The sequence below is a fragment of the Bartonella sp. MM97QHHN genome, from assembly GCF_042194285.1.
Taxonomy (GTDB): domain Bacteria; phylum Pseudomonadota; class Alphaproteobacteria; order Rhizobiales; family Rhizobiaceae; genus Bartonella.
On sequence record NZ_JBHIMS010000082.1, the window covers coordinates 188,481 to 205,583 of the forward strand.

General features: G+C 36.6%; 16 protein-coding genes. 6 read left to right on the plus strand and 10 right to left on the minus strand.

All coding sequences use genetic code 11. From position 1 onward, the window contains the following. Positions 1 to 78: 78 nt before the first annotated feature. Positions 79 to 597: a translation initiation factor IF-3 gene (gene infC / locus ACFIJW_RS06255; protein ID WP_375617486.1), complete on the minus strand. Its 519-nt coding sequence runs from the start codon at positions 595 to 597 to the stop codon at positions 79 to 81. A 196-nt stretch (positions 598 to 793) separates the two neighbouring features. Between infC and ACFIJW_RS06260 the strand changes: the two genes are divergently transcribed. The 3 genes from ACFIJW_RS06260 (at position 794) to dapE (ending at position 3,746) form a co-directional block, all read left to right on the plus strand. Further along, positions 794 to 1,573, plus strand: a complete 780-nt coding sequence (locus ACFIJW_RS06260; RefSeq protein ID WP_375633669.1) for an alpha/beta hydrolase — start codon at positions 794 to 796, stop codon at positions 1,571 to 1,573. Between the two features lie 31 nt (positions 1,574 to 1,604). Beyond that, complete coding sequence (locus ACFIJW_RS06265; protein ID WP_375611379.1) at positions 1,605 to 2,351, plus strand: M48 family metallopeptidase; 747 nt, start codon at positions 1,605 to 1,607, stop codon at positions 2,349 to 2,351. Positions 2,352 to 2,573: 222 nt separating this feature from the next. Further along, the gene (gene dapE, locus ACFIJW_RS06270) at positions 2,574 to 3,746 is read left to right on the plus strand and encodes a succinyl-diaminopimelate desuccinylase (protein WP_375617489.1); all 1,173 of its coding nucleotides are present in this window, start codon (positions 2,574 to 2,576) and stop codon (positions 3,744 to 3,746) included. A gap of 1,624 nt (positions 3,747 to 5,370) precedes the next feature. On the opposite strand, the gene hemW is transcribed toward dapE, so the two are convergent. Continuing rightward, positions 5,371 to 6,570, minus strand: a complete 1,200-nt coding sequence (hemW, locus tag ACFIJW_RS06275; protein WP_375633670.1) for a radical SAM family heme chaperone HemW — start codon at positions 6,568 to 6,570, stop codon at positions 5,371 to 5,373. Beyond that, complete coding sequence (rdgB, locus tag ACFIJW_RS06280) at positions 6,567 to 7,214, minus strand: RdgB/HAM1 family non-canonical purine NTP pyrophosphatase (protein ID WP_375633671.1); 648 nt, start codon at positions 7,212 to 7,214, stop codon at positions 6,567 to 6,569. The genes hemW and rdgB overlap by 4 nt, the downstream gene beginning before the upstream one ends. Before the next feature lie 514 nt (positions 7,215 to 7,728). Here rdgB and hrcA point away from each other — a divergent pair. Beyond that, positions 7,729 to 8,799, plus strand: coding sequence for a heat-inducible transcriptional repressor HrcA (gene hrcA, locus ACFIJW_RS06285; protein ID WP_375633672.1), 1,071 nt, complete (start codon positions 7,729 to 7,731; stop codon positions 8,797 to 8,799). A 124-nt stretch (positions 8,800 to 8,923) separates the two neighbouring features. Continuing rightward, complete coding sequence (gene grpE / locus ACFIJW_RS06290; protein WP_375633673.1) at positions 8,924 to 9,586, plus strand: nucleotide exchange factor GrpE; 663 nt, start codon at positions 8,924 to 8,926, stop codon at positions 9,584 to 9,586. A gap of 106 nt (positions 9,587 to 9,692) precedes the next feature. Here grpE and thpR read toward each other — a convergent pair whose 3' ends face one another. From thpR to ACFIJW_RS06320, 6 genes are all read right to left on the minus strand, one after another. Further along, complete coding sequence (gene thpR / locus ACFIJW_RS06295) at positions 9,693 to 10,232, minus strand: RNA 2',3'-cyclic phosphodiesterase (RefSeq protein ID WP_375633674.1); 540 nt, start codon at positions 10,230 to 10,232, stop codon at positions 9,693 to 9,695. 625 nt (positions 10,233 to 10,857) lie between these two features. Then, complete coding sequence (locus ACFIJW_RS06300) at positions 10,858 to 11,151, minus strand: HPr family phosphocarrier protein (RefSeq protein WP_012754483.1); 294 nt, start codon at positions 11,149 to 11,151, stop codon at positions 10,858 to 10,860. A gap of 17 nt (positions 11,152 to 11,168) precedes the next feature. Then, positions 11,169 to 11,567, minus strand: a complete 399-nt coding sequence (locus ACFIJW_RS06305; protein WP_375606142.1) for a PTS sugar transporter subunit IIA — start codon at positions 11,565 to 11,567, stop codon at positions 11,169 to 11,171. 136 nt (positions 11,568 to 11,703) lie between these two features. Then, entirely contained in the window at positions 11,704 to 12,168 is a 465-nt protein-coding gene (locus ACFIJW_RS06310; RefSeq protein WP_375633675.1) for an HPr kinase/phosphatase C-terminal domain-containing protein, read from the minus strand. Positions 12,169 to 12,191: 23 nt separating this feature from the next. Further along, a complete protein-coding gene (locus ACFIJW_RS06315) occupies positions 12,192 to 13,976 on the minus strand; it encodes a stimulus-sensing domain-containing protein (protein ID WP_375617497.1) in 1,785 nt (594 codons plus the stop codon). 39 nt (positions 13,977 to 14,015) lie between these two features. Then, on the minus strand, positions 14,016 to 14,738 hold the full coding sequence (locus ACFIJW_RS06320; protein WP_005774392.1) for a response regulator transcription factor: 723 nt from the start codon (positions 14,736 to 14,738) through the stop codon (positions 14,016 to 14,018). Between the two features lie 386 nt (positions 14,739 to 15,124). Here ACFIJW_RS06320 and lysM point away from each other — a divergent pair, with 386 nt between their 5' ends. After that, a complete protein-coding gene (gene lysM, locus ACFIJW_RS06325; protein ID WP_375606145.1) occupies positions 15,125 to 15,580 on the plus strand; it encodes a peptidoglycan-binding protein LysM in 456 nt (151 codons plus the stop codon). Positions 15,581 to 15,690: 110 nt separating this feature from the next. Here the strand turns inward: lysM and ACFIJW_RS06330 are convergent, their stop codons facing one another. Beyond that, entirely contained in the window at positions 15,691 to 16,245 is a 555-nt protein-coding gene (locus ACFIJW_RS06330) for a copper chaperone PCu(A)C (protein ID WP_375633676.1), read from the minus strand. Between the last annotated feature and the right edge of the window lie 858 nt (positions 16,246 to 17,103).

Sequence of the window (17,103 nt, forward strand, 5' to 3'; positions counted from 1 at the left end):
AACTCTATGTGGTGCTTCTAAATAATACTATACACATCATTTTGATGAATTGCATGCGAATATTATTCCAATGCAAAACTATTTAGGTGCTATCACCATCATCATTTGCCGGCCTTCAAGCTTTGGCTCCAATTCGATTTTAGCAATTTCACTTGTATCTTCTTTCACACGCTGAAGAAGCTTTAATCCAAGATCTTGGTGAGCCATCTCACGACCACGAAAACGCAAAGTAATCTTTACTTTATCACCATGATCAATAAAGCGATGAACAGCCTTGAGTTTGACTCCATAATCATGGACATCAACATTTGGGCGCATCTTAATCTCTTTGATTTCGATGACTTTTTGCTTCTTACGTGTTTCAGCAGCTTTTTTTTGGGTTTGATATTTTAATTTTCCCAAATCGATGATTTTACATACAGGTGGCTCCGCATTTGGTACAATTTCAACCAAATCAAGTCCCGCATCTGCAGCCATAGCAAGAGCTTCTTGTATCGAAACAACTCCCTGATGTTGTCCCTCATCATTGATAAGCTGAACATGAGGTACCCGAATATCCTGATTTGAACGTGGTCCGTCTTTTTGGGTAGGTGTCATTTTAAACGGTTTACGAATGGTTTATGCTCCTTAAATTTTGATTCAACTACAGTTAATTTAATATACAATTATGTACCTAAAAACAACTATAATTCGTGTTATTTTCATTATTTGATTTATTACTTTTTGGAATGATTTAGATTATAAAAGTTTTTCTCTTAATTTAAAGAAATTGTTTTATGGAGGATAAAGAATCATGGATCAAAATATTCCTTGTCAGTTTTTTTCATTTGAGAACACCGCACTTGCAGTACGCTATCGCAAGGGGCGCCAATCTCCAGGTTTGGTTTGGCTTCCTGGCTATCAATCCGATATGTTAGGAAGTAAGGCAACGTTAGTTGATCAGTTTGCTCAGAAGAATGATTTGTCTTGTTTACGTTTTGATTATTCTGGACATGGAGAATCTGAAGGTGATTTTTTTCAAGGAACAATTTCGCGTTGGGTTAAGGAAAGTTTAGCGACTTTTGAAACCTATTGTGAGGGTCCACAAATTTTGATTGGTTCCTCTATGGGTGGGTGGATTGCGCTAAGGCTTGCTATGATGCTAGCACAGAAAAATAAGAAGCTTGCTGGCATGGTATTGATTGCTCCAGCACCTGATTTTACACAAACATTGGTGGAACCAAAATTAGGCCCAGAAGAATGGAAGATTTTGGAGGAGAAAGGCTATATTGAACGACCTGCAGTTGATGATACAGAGCCAATGCCCTTTACAAAAACATTGATTGAAGATGGGCGCGAAAATTGTGTTATGAAAGGATGCATTGATGTTGGGTGTCCAGTCCATATTCTACAAGGGATGGAAGATGAAGATATTCCCTATCAGCATACATTGACTTTACTTGATCATTTACCTCTCCATGATGTAACATTGACACTTGTTCGTGATGCAGATCATCGCTTTTCTCGTCCACAAGATTTAGATTGCCTTGAAACAGTATTGAGATCTTTTATTAATCAGATTAATGCAAAGTAAGGGGTACATTTATTGATGAAGATAAAAATATATGAGCATTTCTAAACAGCATTTTATTTTTTCTGAGCGCTCTGTACCTGTACGGGTGCGGGAAAATAAGTATGCGCGCCGTCTTACCTTACGTATTGATGCCAGAAGTCAGGAGATTTGTGTAACAACACCACCAGCAATAAATCTCTATGCGGTTGAAAATTTTATTGAAAAGCATCGATCTTGGATTGAGGCACGTCTTGCTCATGTACAAATCTCTCATAAAAATGCTTATCTCAAAGAGGGGGCGACAATTCCCTTATTGGGTGTTTCTCATACCATAAAACATAGAGAGGGACGTGGAGTAACAGAAATCATTACAGCAGATGCGGAGCAAGGGCCTGAAATTATTGTTTATGGTCAATTAGAATATCTTCCAAGACGCATTGCTGACGTTTTAAAAAAACAAGCGGCGCTTATTATAACGCCTTTGGTGGCACATTATGCTCATCAGGTAGAGCGTAAAGTCAAATCCATTTGTTATAAAGATACGAGAAGTCGTTGGGGCTCTTGTTCAATAGATAAGCGTCTTTCTTTTTCTTGGCGCCTTATTATGGCGCCAAAAGAAGTTGTGGAATATGTTGTTGCCCATGAAGTTGCTCATCTTGTTGAAATGAATCATGGGCCAAGATTTTGGGCTCTTTGTGAAGAGCTATGTCCTGATAGTAAAACATATCGTGCTTGGTTGAAAGAAAATGCTCCTAGACTGCATGCAATTAATTTTGATTCATATAATTTAGAGGCGTAAAAAACTTTCAAATGAAGGCAATATTTAACGGAACTTTTTGTTGAGTGTTTTGTTGTGTGTGTGCTTGCTCATGTATAATGAGGAAGCCATTGAAGCTCTCAGCACGATTGTTCTCCCCTGCTTGGTTTGCTGAGTGTCTTCAATGTTTTTACTTTATCTTTTTTGTAATTCAGCGTAATAACCCTAAGTTCCGATGACTTATAAAAAATGGGAAGGTTTTTTATGTCTGTTCTTACAGATCCACTTCAGCTATTACAGGCACTTATTCGTTGTCCTTCTGTTACACCTCATGAAGCAGGGGCGTTATCAACTTTGGAACAATTTTTGAAAAAAATGGGATTTCATGTCGAGCGCCCTATTTTTACGGATAAAAATACAGACAATGTTGAAAATCTTTATGCAAAAATGGGAAGTGAAGGACCCCATCTTATGTTTGCGGGTCATACGGATGTCGTACCGCCAGGTGCATTGGAAGATTGGACTTATCCACCTTTTGAAGCTGTCATAGATCAAGGAAAATTATATGGGCGGGGTGCTGTTGATATGAAGGGTGGAATCGCTTGTTTTATTGCGGCTCTAGCGCGAGTTTTTGAGAAACGACCCATTAAAGGAAGGGTAAGCCTTTTAATTACTGGTGATGAAGAGGGGCCTGCTGTTAATGGTACGGTAAAACTTCTCAAATGGGCAGAAAAAAAAGGTGAAAAATGGACTGCGGCTCTTGTGGGGGAACCAACAAGCGTAAAGACTGTTGGTGATATTATCAAAATTGGTCGCCGCGGATCGATTTCTGGTATTATTACCGTGAAGGGTTGCCAAGGTCATGTTGCTTTTCCAGAGCGGGCTGCTAATCCCTTGCCTTTGGCAAGTAAGCTTATTCAAGCATTGACACAAACTGCTTTAGATAAAGGGACAGAGAATTTTCAACCTAGTAATCTAGAGCTAACAAGCATCGATACCGGTAATTTAACAGTCAATATTATCCCAGCGCAGACAACAGTTCGTTTTAATATACGCTACAATGATCTTTGGACAAAAGAAACACTGGTGGAGGAAATTGAAAAGCGTCTTGCTTTGGTGCAATCAAAAAACAATGGTAACCAATATCCCTCTTATCAGCTTGAATGGATTCCAAGTTTAGGGGATGTTTTTTTAACCAAAAATGATAAACTTATTCAAACTTTATCCAATGCTATTAAAAGTGTAACAGGGAATATACCAGAATGTTCCACTTCAGGTGGTAGTTCGGATGCGCGATTTATTAAGGATTATTGCCCAGTGGTTGAATTCGGCTTACCAGGGCAAACGATGCATATGGTAGATGAGTGTGTGTCCCTTGATGCAGTGGAAACGCTTACTACTATTTATGAGCGTTTTATTATTGATTTTTTTTCATAAAGAAAAGATTGCTGGTTCAAAAATACTTTTATCTTGTTGTGCCATAAGATATTACCATTTAAGGTATGGTGATACGAGTTCCGTAAAACTTAATATATTAAGTGGTTTTAGAGTAAGTGATGAATATTCTTAAGTTGGGATTCTTGTCTGTAGAATCTTTAGTTAATTGAATTACATAATTGGAAAGCCAAAAGAGGACTGCTTGAAGAAGCAGAACTATTTAGACCATATTAGATTGAAAATATTCGTTCTTTAAGGTGTAGAAAGGCAGTGCAATCATATATGGAAAACAATGAATATTATATCATCATTGTGTAGTGACAGGTTGAAGCCATGAAGACACACAAAAACATGTTGCTATTGTAAAAAGTTTGTACAACATAAATGCGCTCATTCACAGCTCATGTTTTAATATGGTTTCTGAGCTCTCACAAAAGGTACCTCTTATTTCAATTAGACTCTCTTAGAATAAAGACTATAGGAAAAGCGCTTTAAGTTTATTTTATTTCATATATTTTGCTCTGCTTTTTTTGTCCCCAAGAACTTCCGTTGCAATATCATTACGAGATAGAAGGTGAGCTTATTTAATCAGCTTTAATATTGGTTATGATAAAGGTACACAGAAATTCTTTTGTAGCATCACGTTGACTTCTTTAGCCAAGGATTGTCCTAGTATTATTCTCAATTTTTTAATAAAATAACCTTAAAGGACGCGTATAGATACTCATAAGCATGTACGCATACAAGTGAAATTATATGGGATTAATGTCATTTCGCTCGCTAACAAAGCAATCTCGATTCATATTTGGTATATTTGCCATTTGAGTGCATTATTTGTGTAATAAAGCTCATGATGTTGCTGTTATCTATAAATCAACACCAATCATACAGCCGCGTATCTCAAATAAATATTGGTTCAGTATTTTTTGCGACAACAGCTTTTATATGCCAGAATAGGATAAAAGTATTGTGTATATCTATTTTTTATAATCTCTGAAACAGACATACAACCACAACCTGATTGAGGGAAAATATAAAAGGTATAAAGGTGAAAATCAGCGTGCTTTTTTACTCTCCTTTTTTATTCGGCTTTACGGTTTTCAAAAGTAACTAGAGTAATATCTTTTTAAATAATCAGAGACTGATGCATGGCTTCATGCTTATTTCTCTGGTTCTTTAAATGGTGCCACGATTTCATAAAGAACAATACATTATCGTATTATGCATTCACATACTTGTTTTAAAGAAATTTTCTCAATGTTTATCACATTTATGCCACTACGGTGCTTATGAATAGTGTAGTATAAAATTTTCCGTGAAGCGTATAAAGTCTACAGTGCCTCCTCATCTTTATGTTTATGAAAAATAAAGTTAGAGCACCATACATTTTCTAGCTCAAAATATTGCAATAGCTTTTAGCATTTAAGAGTGTTCATCAGAGGCCTTTTTACTCCTTTTTATAGTTTTTATCCACATGCTTCTCCCTTTTTAAGGTGTAAGCAAATGGCGGTAACTAGCTTGCTATAAATAGTTTTGAAATGAGAGAATCTCACGATATTCTAATCTCACCTTTGCTGTGAAAAATGATAATTATGATTAAAATAAGTATGTTGTTATAAAAACTTTAGTTTGCGAGTTGGCTGATGATGTGATCAAGAACAATACGTCCTTTGGTTGTTGCTTTTAAGCGTTGGTTATCCACCATTTCTATCAATTCTTGGTGTTGTAAATCGATCAGTTTTTCCATTGGAATGCGTTTAGGGCTTAAGGTTTCATAGCGTATAAGTTCTAAGCCTTCGCAAAGGCGTAATCCCATAAGGAGCATTTCATTTGCCTGTTGTTCAGTGGTTAAATGTTCTGTTTCAATACAGCCATGTCCTGTTGTTTCTACCAAATTAAGCCACTGTTCGGGATGCTTTTCATTTATTGTGACATAACGTTCGCGGTTTTCAAGGTGTGATGACAATGTTTTTGAACAGAAATAGGAATGATTCGGTGTATGCTCAATGAAACGTCCATGTGCTCCTGGACCAAAGCCTGCATATTGGTGATAACGCCAATAAAGAAGATTGTGTGCTGATTCGGCACCGGGCATTGCATGGTTTGAGATTTCATAGGCAGGAAGTCCATTTAGTGCCGTTATTTCTTGAGTAAGATGATACAGATCTGTTGCTAGCTCTGATGGGGGAAGGATAAGTCTTCCTGCATCATGAAGCCGTTTAAAGGCAGTTCCTTCTTCGATTGTCAATTGATAAAGAGAAAGATGGTCCGCTGCTAAATCAATTGCTTGTACAAGTTCAGATTTCCATTGTTCAAGGGTTTGTTCGGGACGGGCATAAATGAGATCAAAGGATAAACGTGGAAAAATTTTCCGTGCTAAAGTAATGGCGCAAAGAGCTTGTTCCACATTATGGAGTCGGCCAAGTTTGCGCAATGCTTTATCATTGAGCGCTTGTATTCCTAGAGATAAGCGATTAACACCTGCCGCACGGTATCCACGAAAGCGCTCTGCTTCCACACTGGATGGATTGGCTTCTAATGTAATTTCAACTTTATCATCGACTACCCATTTTTTTGCAAGTGCTTGCAATAGGGCATCGACAGTCTGTGGCTCCATAAGAGAAGGGGTTCCTCCACCAATAAAAATACTTGTAATATGGCGTGGGCCTATTTTGTGGTATTGCGTTTCTATTTCGCGCTTAAAGGCGGTGACAAAACGTGGTTGATCAACACCATGGATGCGAACATGCGAATTAAAGTCACAATAAGGACATTTAGCTGCACAAAAGGGCCAATGAATGTAAATGCCGAAAGGTTCATTCATGAGAATGCTAAAAGGTTTTCTGCCAAAAGTTTGAAAGCACGTGCGCGATGCGAAAGAGGGAGAAGATCATTACGTTTCCAGTTGTGTTTTTGCTCTGTTGACATTTCTCCAAAGGTATTTTCATATCCATCGGGTAAAAAAATAGGATCAAAACCAAAGCCTTTGTCTCCCCGTGGAGGCCAAATGAACGTTCCTTCAACGCATCCGCGGAAGTAATCTGCATGAGCATCAGGCCATGCAATGCAAATGATGGATATAAAACGGCATTTCCGTTGACTTTTTTCTCGTGCTCCGACTTTTTGGAGTTCATTTTCTATTTTTTTCATAGCTTTTGGAAAATTACGTGTACCATCGGCTTGAATTGCCCAATCAGCGGTATAAACGCCTGGCGCACCCTCCAATGCATCTACCTCTAAGCCTGAATCATCAGAGAGTGCAGGAAGTCCTGTTTTTTTTGCTGCTGAAAAAGCTTTAATATAAGCATTTTCTTCAAATGTTTTTCCCGTTTCTTTTGGTTCTGGCAAGCCCAGTTCTTTTGCCGATTGTATTATTAAACCGAAAGGCGTAATTAAAGTAGTGATTTCATGCAATTTTCCGGTGTTATGTGTAGCAATGACAAGTTTTTTATCTGCTATGCTTCTCATATAGATTTCTCCAAAAATGAAAGGGGAATTATTTTTGTGCTAAAAACCGGTTTAAATGCTCATACACACACATTCTGCTTGATTTTACATGATATGATTATTTTACACGTTTTATGATATTTTATTCCAATAAAAATTTTTATCTTGCACGAAGATAATCTTGCAAAGATAAGAAAGACATGTCTTTTTTATGATAGCATTTTATGGTAAATTTCCAATTTTCTGCTTGCTCTAAAGGGTGAAATTTTCTATTTACAGCGGTTTTTAATCAATCTAGATTTTCTTGACAAGTCCCTACAGCAGACCACTTTACAGATCAACTCTTAATCTTAAATATTTCTCACACACTCTAACAAAAAATATTTCCCGCGTAATTTATCAAGCATCACTCTGAAAGGTAGCATTTTACAGCTCAATAGGATAATATGTTTTTATACTACTTTAGACTATTTGACCAAACCTTGGCAAAACTTATATAAGAGATGAGGATTTTAGAAGTAGTGAAACAATTGTGATGAAGCACAAAACTATTGATAATGAACTAAAATATCTTGATGAACGTTCGCGTGATATTTTTCGCCATATTGTTGAAGCTTATCTTAATGATGGTGAACCTGTAGGATCACGTAATCTTTCGCGGCTTTTACAACAGACATTATCGCCTGCGACGATTCGCAATGTGATGAGTGATCTTGAACATCTCGGTTTGATTTATGCACCACATGTTTCTGCGGGTCGAATGCCAACACAATCAGGTTTACGCTTTTTTGTTGATGCATTTATGGAAGCGGGTGATTTGCCAAACGAAGAGCGAGAAAATATTGAAATGCAAGTCAAAGAGGCTGGTCATGCACAATCGGTTGAACATTTTCTTGTTCAAGCAAGCCGAGTTCTTTCAGATCTTTCACGTGGGGCAGGGCTTGTTTTAGCAACAAAACAAGAAGGAACATTGAAACATATTGAATTTGTGCGCCTTGATAGGGAGCACGCTCTTGCCGTTTTGGTGACTCAACAAGGTGAAGTTGAAAATCGTATTGTTCATTTACCAGAAGGGGTTACTCATGCACAATTGACGGAAGCAATGAATTTTCTCAATGCCCATATCCAAGGGCGTACATTGAGTGAAGCTAAAGGGGAAATTGCCCGCTTATGCGCAGAAACACGGGCTGCACTTGATGATTTATCGCATCATCTTGTTGAAACGGGATTAGCTCTTTGGGGAGGAGAAGGTGCTGATCATAAAATACACCTCATTGTTCGCGGGCGTAGCAATTTACTTGAAGATGTGAAAGCAGAAGAAGATTTAGAACGATTACGCCATTTGTTTGATGATCTTGAAACGCGTGAGAGTATGGCACAGCTTCTCGATTTAACGGATGAAGGTTCTGGGGTTAGAATTTTTATTGGTTCAGAAAATAAGTTATTTTCACTTTCTGGTTCTTCTTTAGTTGTAGCACCTTATCGTGATTCACAACAAAGAGTCATTGGTGCTTTAGGTGTTATTGGTCCTACACGGCTTAATTATGCAAGGATCGTGCCCATGGTTGATTATACAGCTCAACTTGTGTCACAGTTATTGCGTTAAAACGATGCAAGTAAGTATTTGTACTATAAAAGCTCATTGTATTATATACATCGATACCCCTTGATTTTTGTCTGTAGAATTTCGATATCGAGAATAACGAATCTTATGAAGGAATAAAATTTTTATGTCTGATGAAAAAAACAAATTTACTGACGCTTCATTTGAAAATTGTGATTTAAAAAATCCAGCTGATCGTAATACACTTAAACAGGCAGCCGATGAATTTTTAAAAACACATAAAACAGAGGAACACGAAGTCGTTGAAACTGAAAGCAATGAGATTAGTGATCTTTTAGCCTCTTTGCAGGATGAAAATAAAGAATTGAAAGATCAACTTTTACGTCTTGTTGCAGATATGGAAAATCTTCGACGCCGTACTATGCGAGATGTGGCGGATGCAAAGGCTTATTCCATTGCTAATTTTGCACGGGATATGTTATCGGTTTCTGACAATCTCAATCGTGCTTTGGAAGCTATTCCAGAAGGTGCACGGGAGAGTGATGCTGGTTTGAAATCATTGGCAGAAGGCGTTGAAATGACTGAACGTGCCATGATGGCAGCATTAGAACGTCATGGGGTGCAAAAAATTCATCCAGAGGGGCAAAAATTTGATCCTCACTTTCATCAAGCGATGTTTGAAATTCCCAATGCTGATGTTCCAGATAATACTGTTCAACAAGTGGTTCAGGCAGGTTATATTATCGGGGAAAGGGTGCTGCGTCCAGCTATAGTGGGTGTAGCTAAAGGAGGAGCAAAAGAAGCTTCTGTTGAAGCTGATTCGGATTAAAACACATCAATAATAAATCTCTAACATAAAATGCAGTATTCCCTGCAATCACACATATATGAAGTCTTTTCTTAAAGGGGTTTTAAAGGGTGTTATAAACACCCTTTTATCTTTGAAGCGCCCAACTTCCTTTTACAATATAGGGAGCCTTATTTAAGGGAGAGGCCGATAACAATAAAACAAAATGATCAACCTCAAAAGGAGGAACAAAAAAATCATCTTGAAAAGATAGATAATAAGAAAGATCTTTAAGATTAATATCAAATATTCGTGCAAGAGTGATATGCGGAATAAATAGTCTTTTATCAGGCTTTAACTCTAATTTATTCCGGATATATTGCGTCTTTTCATGTAAAAGAATAAGCTTTTCACAAGGTTCAATGCGAACCACAAGAGAATGAGGAGCATTTTCTGAACCAAAAACTTCAAAACCTTTTATCTGTAGCGTAAAAGAAGGAAGTTCTATAGTGTTAAAGGTATGCATAATTTCATCTGCTAAGGAGCTTTCAACTTCGCCAAAAAAAGATAAGGTGACATGAAAATTTTGCGGGTTGATCCATTGCGCTTTTGGTAAGCCATTTTGCAATGATACGAGGGCTTTTGTTGTTTGTTGAGGAATCTGAAGAGCACTAAATAGACGACCCATGATATTATCTCCTTATAATGAAAGATGCTATCTCAAGCGCAATATAGATAATAAGGGCGGGGCACGTATCACAGAAAACAAGGCAATAGTATAGAAAAAGAATGTCTAAAAAATGCTTACTATAATTATGAGCGTACAAAGCTTATTCGTTTTAAGAAATGGTTATGACATTGATAAGAATTGCGTTTTCAGGATCTGTATCACAATGATGTGCAATGGAAGATTACTTGTGTATTATAAAGGCTACAAAGTTAGCAGAAAATAAGAAAAGTTGATAGATTTTTGATGTGCGAAATTATTTTGACGTTTATCTTTAGTCTAAAATAAAGCATACTTTAATACAAGGTGAAGAGTTCTCTTTTCTGTAAAAATTTAATTATATGATTAAATCGGGGAATAGCCATAATACGCAAAACTATTCAAATTGGTCAAATAATGTTAGGAAAGGAAGAAAAAAATCGAGCATAACAAAATTACTATAAGCTTTTACATTTATGATAATTATGCCAATCTATAATGGATATGAATATTGGTATAAAAGCGGGAAGAGAAATTAAAATTCAAAATAATGATGGAAAGTTCCTATTTTCTAAGAATCATCATCCTTGTTTATGATGAAAAAGCACTAGTTTTCCTCTCCAAAGTTGTTATTGATGAGCTTTTCAAGAGCATTAAGAGCATCTGTTGCTTCTGGTCCTGAAACACGAATGGTGAGGTTGCAACCGGATGAAGCCGCTAGCATCATAAGTCCCATAATTGATGATCCGCCAACAATTTTTCCGTCCTTTTCAACTTCAACAGTAACATTAAAATTGTCAACAGTTTGTACAAATTTTGCAGAAGCACGTGCATGCAATCCACGTTTATTACAGATATTGAAATGACGACTTATACATGGGAGGGTATCTTTGGAAAACATTGGTATTTTATTATCCGCTATAAAATTATACTTGGTACATTAATGTATTTACGCCCTGCTTCTTGTGCTATTCTTAACGCGTCTGATAATGAAATATCAGGACATTTGCGAATAGAAATCAGTTTAATAAGCATGGGCAAATTAACACCCGCAATCATTTCAACGCGTCCTTTTTCAATAGCAGGGATAGCTATATTTGATGGTGTTCCACCGAACACATCTGTTAATATGATGACGCCATGATCCGTATCTGTATCGGTTACTGCGGCTATAATATCACCTCGGCGCTGATCTATATCGTCATCGGGATAAACGCATATTGTTGCGAACTTTTCTTGTACTCCAACAACATGTTCCACGGCATGTAAAAATTCGACAGCCAGCTCACCGTGCGTTACAAGCACGAGTCCAATCATTTACGCAAACTCCTGTTAACTAATAAGACCCGACCATAGTTGGTGGGAAAGACATTGTACAAGGCTTTATCTTGCTGCCAAGAAAAATTTGCAAAAAAAAGGCAAAAATTGTGATTTTTTTATCTTTAGAAAAAAATTAGACAGATTTTTGCCATATTTTTCTAAACAAAAATGCTTCAATAGCTTGACAAATGGCTGTACAATCGGCTTCACGAAGAGAGGGAAGTTTTAAAAGAGGAATGTGCAAATTTTCAAATTGAAAAGTTTTATTTGTGGAAAAACGTTCATATTCCGGACCGAGAAAAATAACGCAATCGATAGTTGTGTGCTTTTTAAATTCTATCATATAAAGACCAACGCCACGAATCTCGATGCCGCCCTCTAAATTATCAGGAGTGTATCCGTGAAGCTTTCCATTTTCCGCACGCAACATTGTATAATCATCACTGATAAGCTTCGCTTCACGTTTTGACCACTCAGCGCGGTCAAGCAAAGAAATGGTAAGGGTTGATTTTCCTGATCCCGATGGACCTATAATTAACAGCCCCTTGCCGCCCAGTTGAAGGCAATTTGCGTGGAGTATTTCACATTTTGTTTTCATGTCTTTTACTTTGGATAAAAGATTTATTTAGCAAGCGGAAGTATAATAGTAAAACGTGCACCAGTTTTACACTTCCCAAGTGTAGGATCAATAATATTTTCGGCTGTAATTGTCCCATTATGAGCTTCGATGATTTGCCGACTAATAGAAAGGCCAAGTCCAGAGTTTTGTCCAAAAGCATCTTCATTTGGTCGATCTGTGTAAAAACGTTCAAAAATGCGTTCAATATTTTCTGAACGAATACCTGGGCCATTATCTTCAATGGTTAAAATAAGGGTTGAAGCATGACTTTTCATAGTAATGCAAATTTTGCCACGATTCCGAGGAATAAAAGAACGCGCATTTTCAAGAAGATTTGAAATCACTTGTCCTAAACGAAGTTCATGTCCCAATACAAGATAAGCTTTTCCATGAGGACGTGGGACAATATTAAGGCTTATATCAATAGTTTGCGTATTACGATACACTTCCTGAACAGCATGAACAAGACTTTCCAAAAGCGGTGTCATATCAACAATCTCTGCGGTTTCTCGTGCAAGCTCTGCATCGAGTCGCGATGCATCAGAAATATCTGTAATCAACCGATCAAGGCGGCGCACATCATGTTGAATAATTTCCAGCAATTTCTCTTGTGCTTCTTCATTTTTAGCCAGAGGGAGCGTTTCAACAGCACTGCGTAGAGAGGTGAGAGGATTTTTTAATTCGTGGCTTACATCAGCAGCAAAGCGTTCAATGGCTTCAATACGCATATAAAGGGCATTAGTCATATCACGAATAGAAGTTGAAAGGTGACCAATTTCATCTTCACGCATTGAAAAATCAGGAATTTCTACACGCTGATTATTGCCATTACGCACTCGATTAGCCGAGGCAGATAATTTACTTAATGGATGGGCAATCGTATGGGCCAAAAAGAGAGAAAGAACCAAAAGTACGCTACCTACAACGGCAAAAACTTTAAAGATAACCAGTCTTTCGCCTTTTACAATGTTATCAATATCGGAACCAGTGGTTGAAAGAAGAAGAGCTCCAACCACTGCGCGATAGCGTTGAACAGGAACGGCAACAGAAACAATTAATTGCCCTTGTCTGTTGCGTCTTTTAGCCGTAGCAAGAGATCCGTTTAATGCGCGGTACACTTCTGGATAAGCAATACCACTGGTTTTTGTTTGTTCTCTGTCAAGAGCAATACCTTTGCCATAAAATGCGCTTGAATACCATGAAGTAAGGCGATCCCACATGTTTTGTTCTGTTTTAAGTGGGGGTAAATCATAACTAAAAACTTCTCCACTAGAATAAAGAACGCGCGAATCAAGAAGGAGAGTAGCATCACGATCATAGATACGTGCTCTTGTCGTTTTAGGTGTAATAAGACGCCGTAAAAGAGGGGCAACTTGCTCAGGGTTAATAGGAAAATCCCAAGAATCGGTTGATTGAGGAGCGGGTGTAACGCTTTCACCAGTCTGTAACTCTAAGAGTTTTTGAGGGTCAATGAGGATAGAATTTGTATCTACTGTTGCAGAAGCAGCAATAGCCCCAGCAATAATTTTTCCTTGGGTACATAAACTTTTGATTTTTGCTTCAATTAAACCATCGCGAAATTGGTTAAGGTATAAAATGCCTGTAACTAAAACGGCAAGAGCAGCAATGTTTAATATAACAATGCGACGTGTGAGGCTGGAAAAAAGCAATTGTCTAAAGAGACGTTGTGTTCGAAGATGCAAACGAGCGAACATAAGAAATGGCGTTGAGGATGTACCATTAACGGTTGTTTTTTGTAAAGTTTCCAGTTGAAAATTGTCTGTCATCGATTTGATTGCCATTCAAATTTTTGCGACAAAGTAGTTTTATACCTCGTGGAAACGATAACCTACACCATAAAGTGTTTCAATCATTGCAAAATCATCATCCACTTGTTTAAACTTTTTACGCAGACGTTTAATGTGACTATCAATGGTGCGATCATCTACGTAGACTTGATCACTATAAGCAGCATCCATTAAAGCATCACGACTTTTTACAACTCCTGGTCTTTGTGCTAAGGTTTGCAGAATCAAAAATTCCGTAACGGTTAAAATAACAGGTTTATCTTTCCATGTACAGGTGTGGCGTTCTTGATCCATCACAAGATCTCCGCGTTTGAGAGAAGAGGTGGAAGAAGTTCCTGTAGAAAGCGGTTGGTTACGTGCATTAGAACGGCGTAAAATAGCTTTCACGCGTTCAATAAGAAGACGTTGGGAGAAAGGTTTAGTAATAAAATCATCAGCTCCCATTTTGAGACCAAATAATTCATCAATTTCATCATCTTTAGAGGTAAGAAAAATAACTGGAAGATCAGATTTTTGACGCAAACGACGCAAAAGTTCCATCCCATCCATTCGGGGCATTTTAATATCAAAAATAGCTAAGTGTGGAGGGTGAAGTGTGAGACCCTTGAGTGCAGATGCTCCATCTGTATAGCTTTCAACCCGATATCCTTCTGTCTCAAGCGCAAAAGATAAAGATGTCAAAATATTGCGATCATCATCAACAAGTACAATCGTTTGCGTGATTGTTGGTGTATCTTTCATGGTTTCTTAGACCTTTCTATTGCTGTGGTAGCAAATTACCCACACTTATTTATATGGGAGTTCATATTTTTTTTGCAAAACAAATATGATACAAATTGTAGCAAAGTAAAAAACCTTCTGTCATTACTGTAAAATCTTGTTTTGCTTTCATAATTTATAATGTTTTTACGTCTATTAAGATCCCTTCATTTGAGAGAAAATTTTCATAAAGGCTTTTTTTATCAAGGTTTATTACAAAGTTTATTATTGTATTTGTCTCATAATTGAACAGATGTAGTTTTGATTGTTGAAGTTTAGAAAATCTGCCTATGTGTTTTAAGAGCAAAGAAAAGAATGTGGCAATATATGCACAAAAATTTGTTTCTGCTACACGAAAGGAGGTCGTAATGGGATTTTTTAATTTTATTAAAACTGTAGGGGAAAAATTAGGTATTGGGGACCATGAACCAAAAGAAAAGGATTTTAAGAGAGCATTTGATCATTTTCAACTCGGTACAGAAAAAGTCAATATTCAAGTTGAAGACGGTAAAGCTATTTTAAGCGGTGAAGTTCCAGATAGGGAAACACTTGAAAAAGCACTGCTGGTTGTTGGCAATTCACAAGGTATCTCTTCTGTAGATGTTGATCAATTAAAGGTTATAGATACAACGCCTAGAAAAACTTCTCGCTTTTATGAGGTTAAATCTGGTGATAATCTTTGGAAAATTGCTGAAGAGGTTTATGGAAAAGGGCAAGGTAATAAAAACACATTTATTTTTGAAGCCAATAAGCCAATGCTAAAATCTCCCGATAAAATTTATCCTGGACAAGTTTTACGTATTCCTGAAATTGACCATAGTTAATTCATCAAAGGGGATAATTTTTTACTGATGGCATTAAACAAAAAATAAAGAAGCGTAAAAAATTTCACGCTTCTTCATTTTATAAAGTGTGTATTTATAATAAAAGGAGCTTAGTGAACAGGAGAGGATTTAGAAGGTGATGGTACTTTCATAGCGTTTACAGAGAAATCAACATCAATGGTTCCTGCTTTCTCAAATGTTAATTTTGCGCTAATTTTATCACCTAACTTAAATGGTTGTGAAAGCCCCATGAACATAATATGATCACCGCCAGGCTTAAGCGTGATTTCGCCATTTCCCGGAATTTCAATGCCATTGTGCATTTTTTCCATTTTCATAATATCATTAACGACAGCCATAGAGTGTATCTCTGTTGTTTTTACTCCGTTTGTGGAAATAGAAACCAAACGGTCTGGGGTATTACTGTGATTAATAATGTAGAGATAACCGCTACCAACTCTTATACCTCTAAGTGTTTCGCGTGTCCAAGGATTGAGAATTTCTATGTCGCCAAGTTTATATTGCTGAGCACCTGCTGGCAGGGTTATACCAGCAAAGAGAAGAGCACACACGATATTTATGATAACCTTTTTGTATGGATATTGTGTATGTATTATATTCTTAAAGATGAGATTTGTTATTTTCTTAATAATAGATGTCATCATTGATTTACCCTCCTTCATAAGATTCACACTTTGAATATTTTTTATTTTAGCAGAGCTTTTATTTAAAATAAAAGAAAGAAATGCTAAAATGAAATTGATTTGAATATAAAAATCATAGAATTCTTGAAATTTAAAAGAAGACAGTAAGATTTACAATGACAACACACCTCTTAACGCTTCCGTGTTCATCTCATAAATAGTATTTGCAAATGGTATAAAATCTATGATGCACTACTATTTTACTTAATGAAGATATAATACAGAACAATCATCAACCACTTTACCAATTTTTAATATTATGACAGCTCTTGGCATTTTAAAGCGTTTATACAGAGGTATTTTTAATATTTTCAAAGTTCAAAATTATACAGTTAAGAAAAAACGCTTTAGGTGAATTTAAAGCACAGATTTCAAAAGCCGCAAACAATGAGACCGTTAGAAGGAGAATTTTTGAAAGGAGATCGATAGATAATACCTTTACTGATATGAGCATTAGATATGATGACTATTTTAGTCCAAGGAAAATTTATAATATTTGTGATATAAATTATTCGCCTTTTAAAAAGCTTTTACGTGAGTATGATTTTATCAATGATGAGAAGATCAAGAGCGAGAGTGCAATCATTCTTTTATTTTTTAATTTTTATAGAAAGATATATTTTTTAAGAATCGCAAGAAAAATATATTATACTCTCAAGTCTCTCATAAATATGGTATTTATGGGTCATTAGCGTGCCTATTTTAAAATAAATTTTTTATTTTGGAGATGTTTCTCTCATTATTCTCTTGTAGCAATAAAAGCCTGTTCTTATATACGAGGCAGCAAGGCTTGTTGCGACTTGCAGTTTATTATTATTT

Excerpts from the sequence above, each read along its gene's own strand:
- hemW (WP_375633670.1), bottom strand. The coding sequence starts at position 6,570 with ATGAATGAACCTTTCGGCATTTACATTCATTGGCCCTTTTGTGCAGCT.
- ACFIJW_RS06305 (WP_375606142.1), bottom strand. The coding sequence starts at position 11,567 with ATGATTGGACTCGTGCTTGTAACGCACGGTGAGCTGGCTGTCGAATTT.
- thpR (WP_375633674.1), bottom strand. The coding sequence starts at position 10,232 with ATGGGTCGTCTATTTAGTGCTCTTCAGATTCCTCAACAAACAACAAAA.
- dapE (WP_375617489.1), top strand. The coding sequence starts at position 2,574 with ATGTCTGTTCTTACAGATCCACTTCAGCTATTACAGGCACTTATTCGT.
- ACFIJW_RS06330 (WP_375633676.1), bottom strand. The coding sequence starts at position 16,245 with ATGATGACATCTATTATTAAGAAAATAACAAATCTCATCTTTAAGAAT.
- grpE (WP_375633673.1), top strand. The coding sequence starts at position 8,924 with ATGTCTGATGAAAAAAACAAATTTACTGACGCTTCATTTGAAAATTGT.
- ACFIJW_RS06310 (WP_375633675.1), bottom strand. The coding sequence starts at position 12,168 with ATGAAAACAAAATGTGAAATACTCCACGCAAATTGCCTTCAACTGGGC.
- ACFIJW_RS06315 (WP_375617497.1), bottom strand. The coding sequence starts at position 13,976 with ATGACAGACAATTTTCAACTGGAAACTTTACAAAAAACAACCGTTAAT.
- ACFIJW_RS06260 (WP_375633669.1), top strand. The coding sequence starts at position 794 with ATGGATCAAAATATTCCTTGTCAGTTTTTTTCATTTGAGAACACCGCA.
- infC (WP_375617486.1), bottom strand. The coding sequence starts at position 597 with ATGACACCTACCCAAAAAGACGGACCACGTTCAAATCAGGATATTCGG.
- ACFIJW_RS06265 (WP_375611379.1), top strand. The coding sequence starts at position 1,605 with ATGAGCATTTCTAAACAGCATTTTATTTTTTCTGAGCGCTCTGTACCT.
- rdgB (WP_375633671.1), bottom strand. The coding sequence starts at position 7,214 with ATGAGAAGCATAGCAGATAAAAAACTTGTCATTGCTACACATAACACC.
- ACFIJW_RS06320 (WP_005774392.1), bottom strand. The coding sequence starts at position 14,738 with ATGAAAGATACACCAACAATCACGCAAACGATTGTACTTGTTGATGAT.
- hrcA (WP_375633672.1), top strand. The coding sequence starts at position 7,729 with ATGAAGCACAAAACTATTGATAATGAACTAAAATATCTTGATGAACGT.
- lysM (WP_375606145.1), top strand. The coding sequence starts at position 15,125 with ATGGGATTTTTTAATTTTATTAAAACTGTAGGGGAAAAATTAGGTATT.
- ACFIJW_RS06300 (WP_012754483.1), bottom strand. The coding sequence starts at position 11,151 with ATGTTTTCCAAAGATACCCTCCCATGTATAAGTCGTCATTTCAATATC.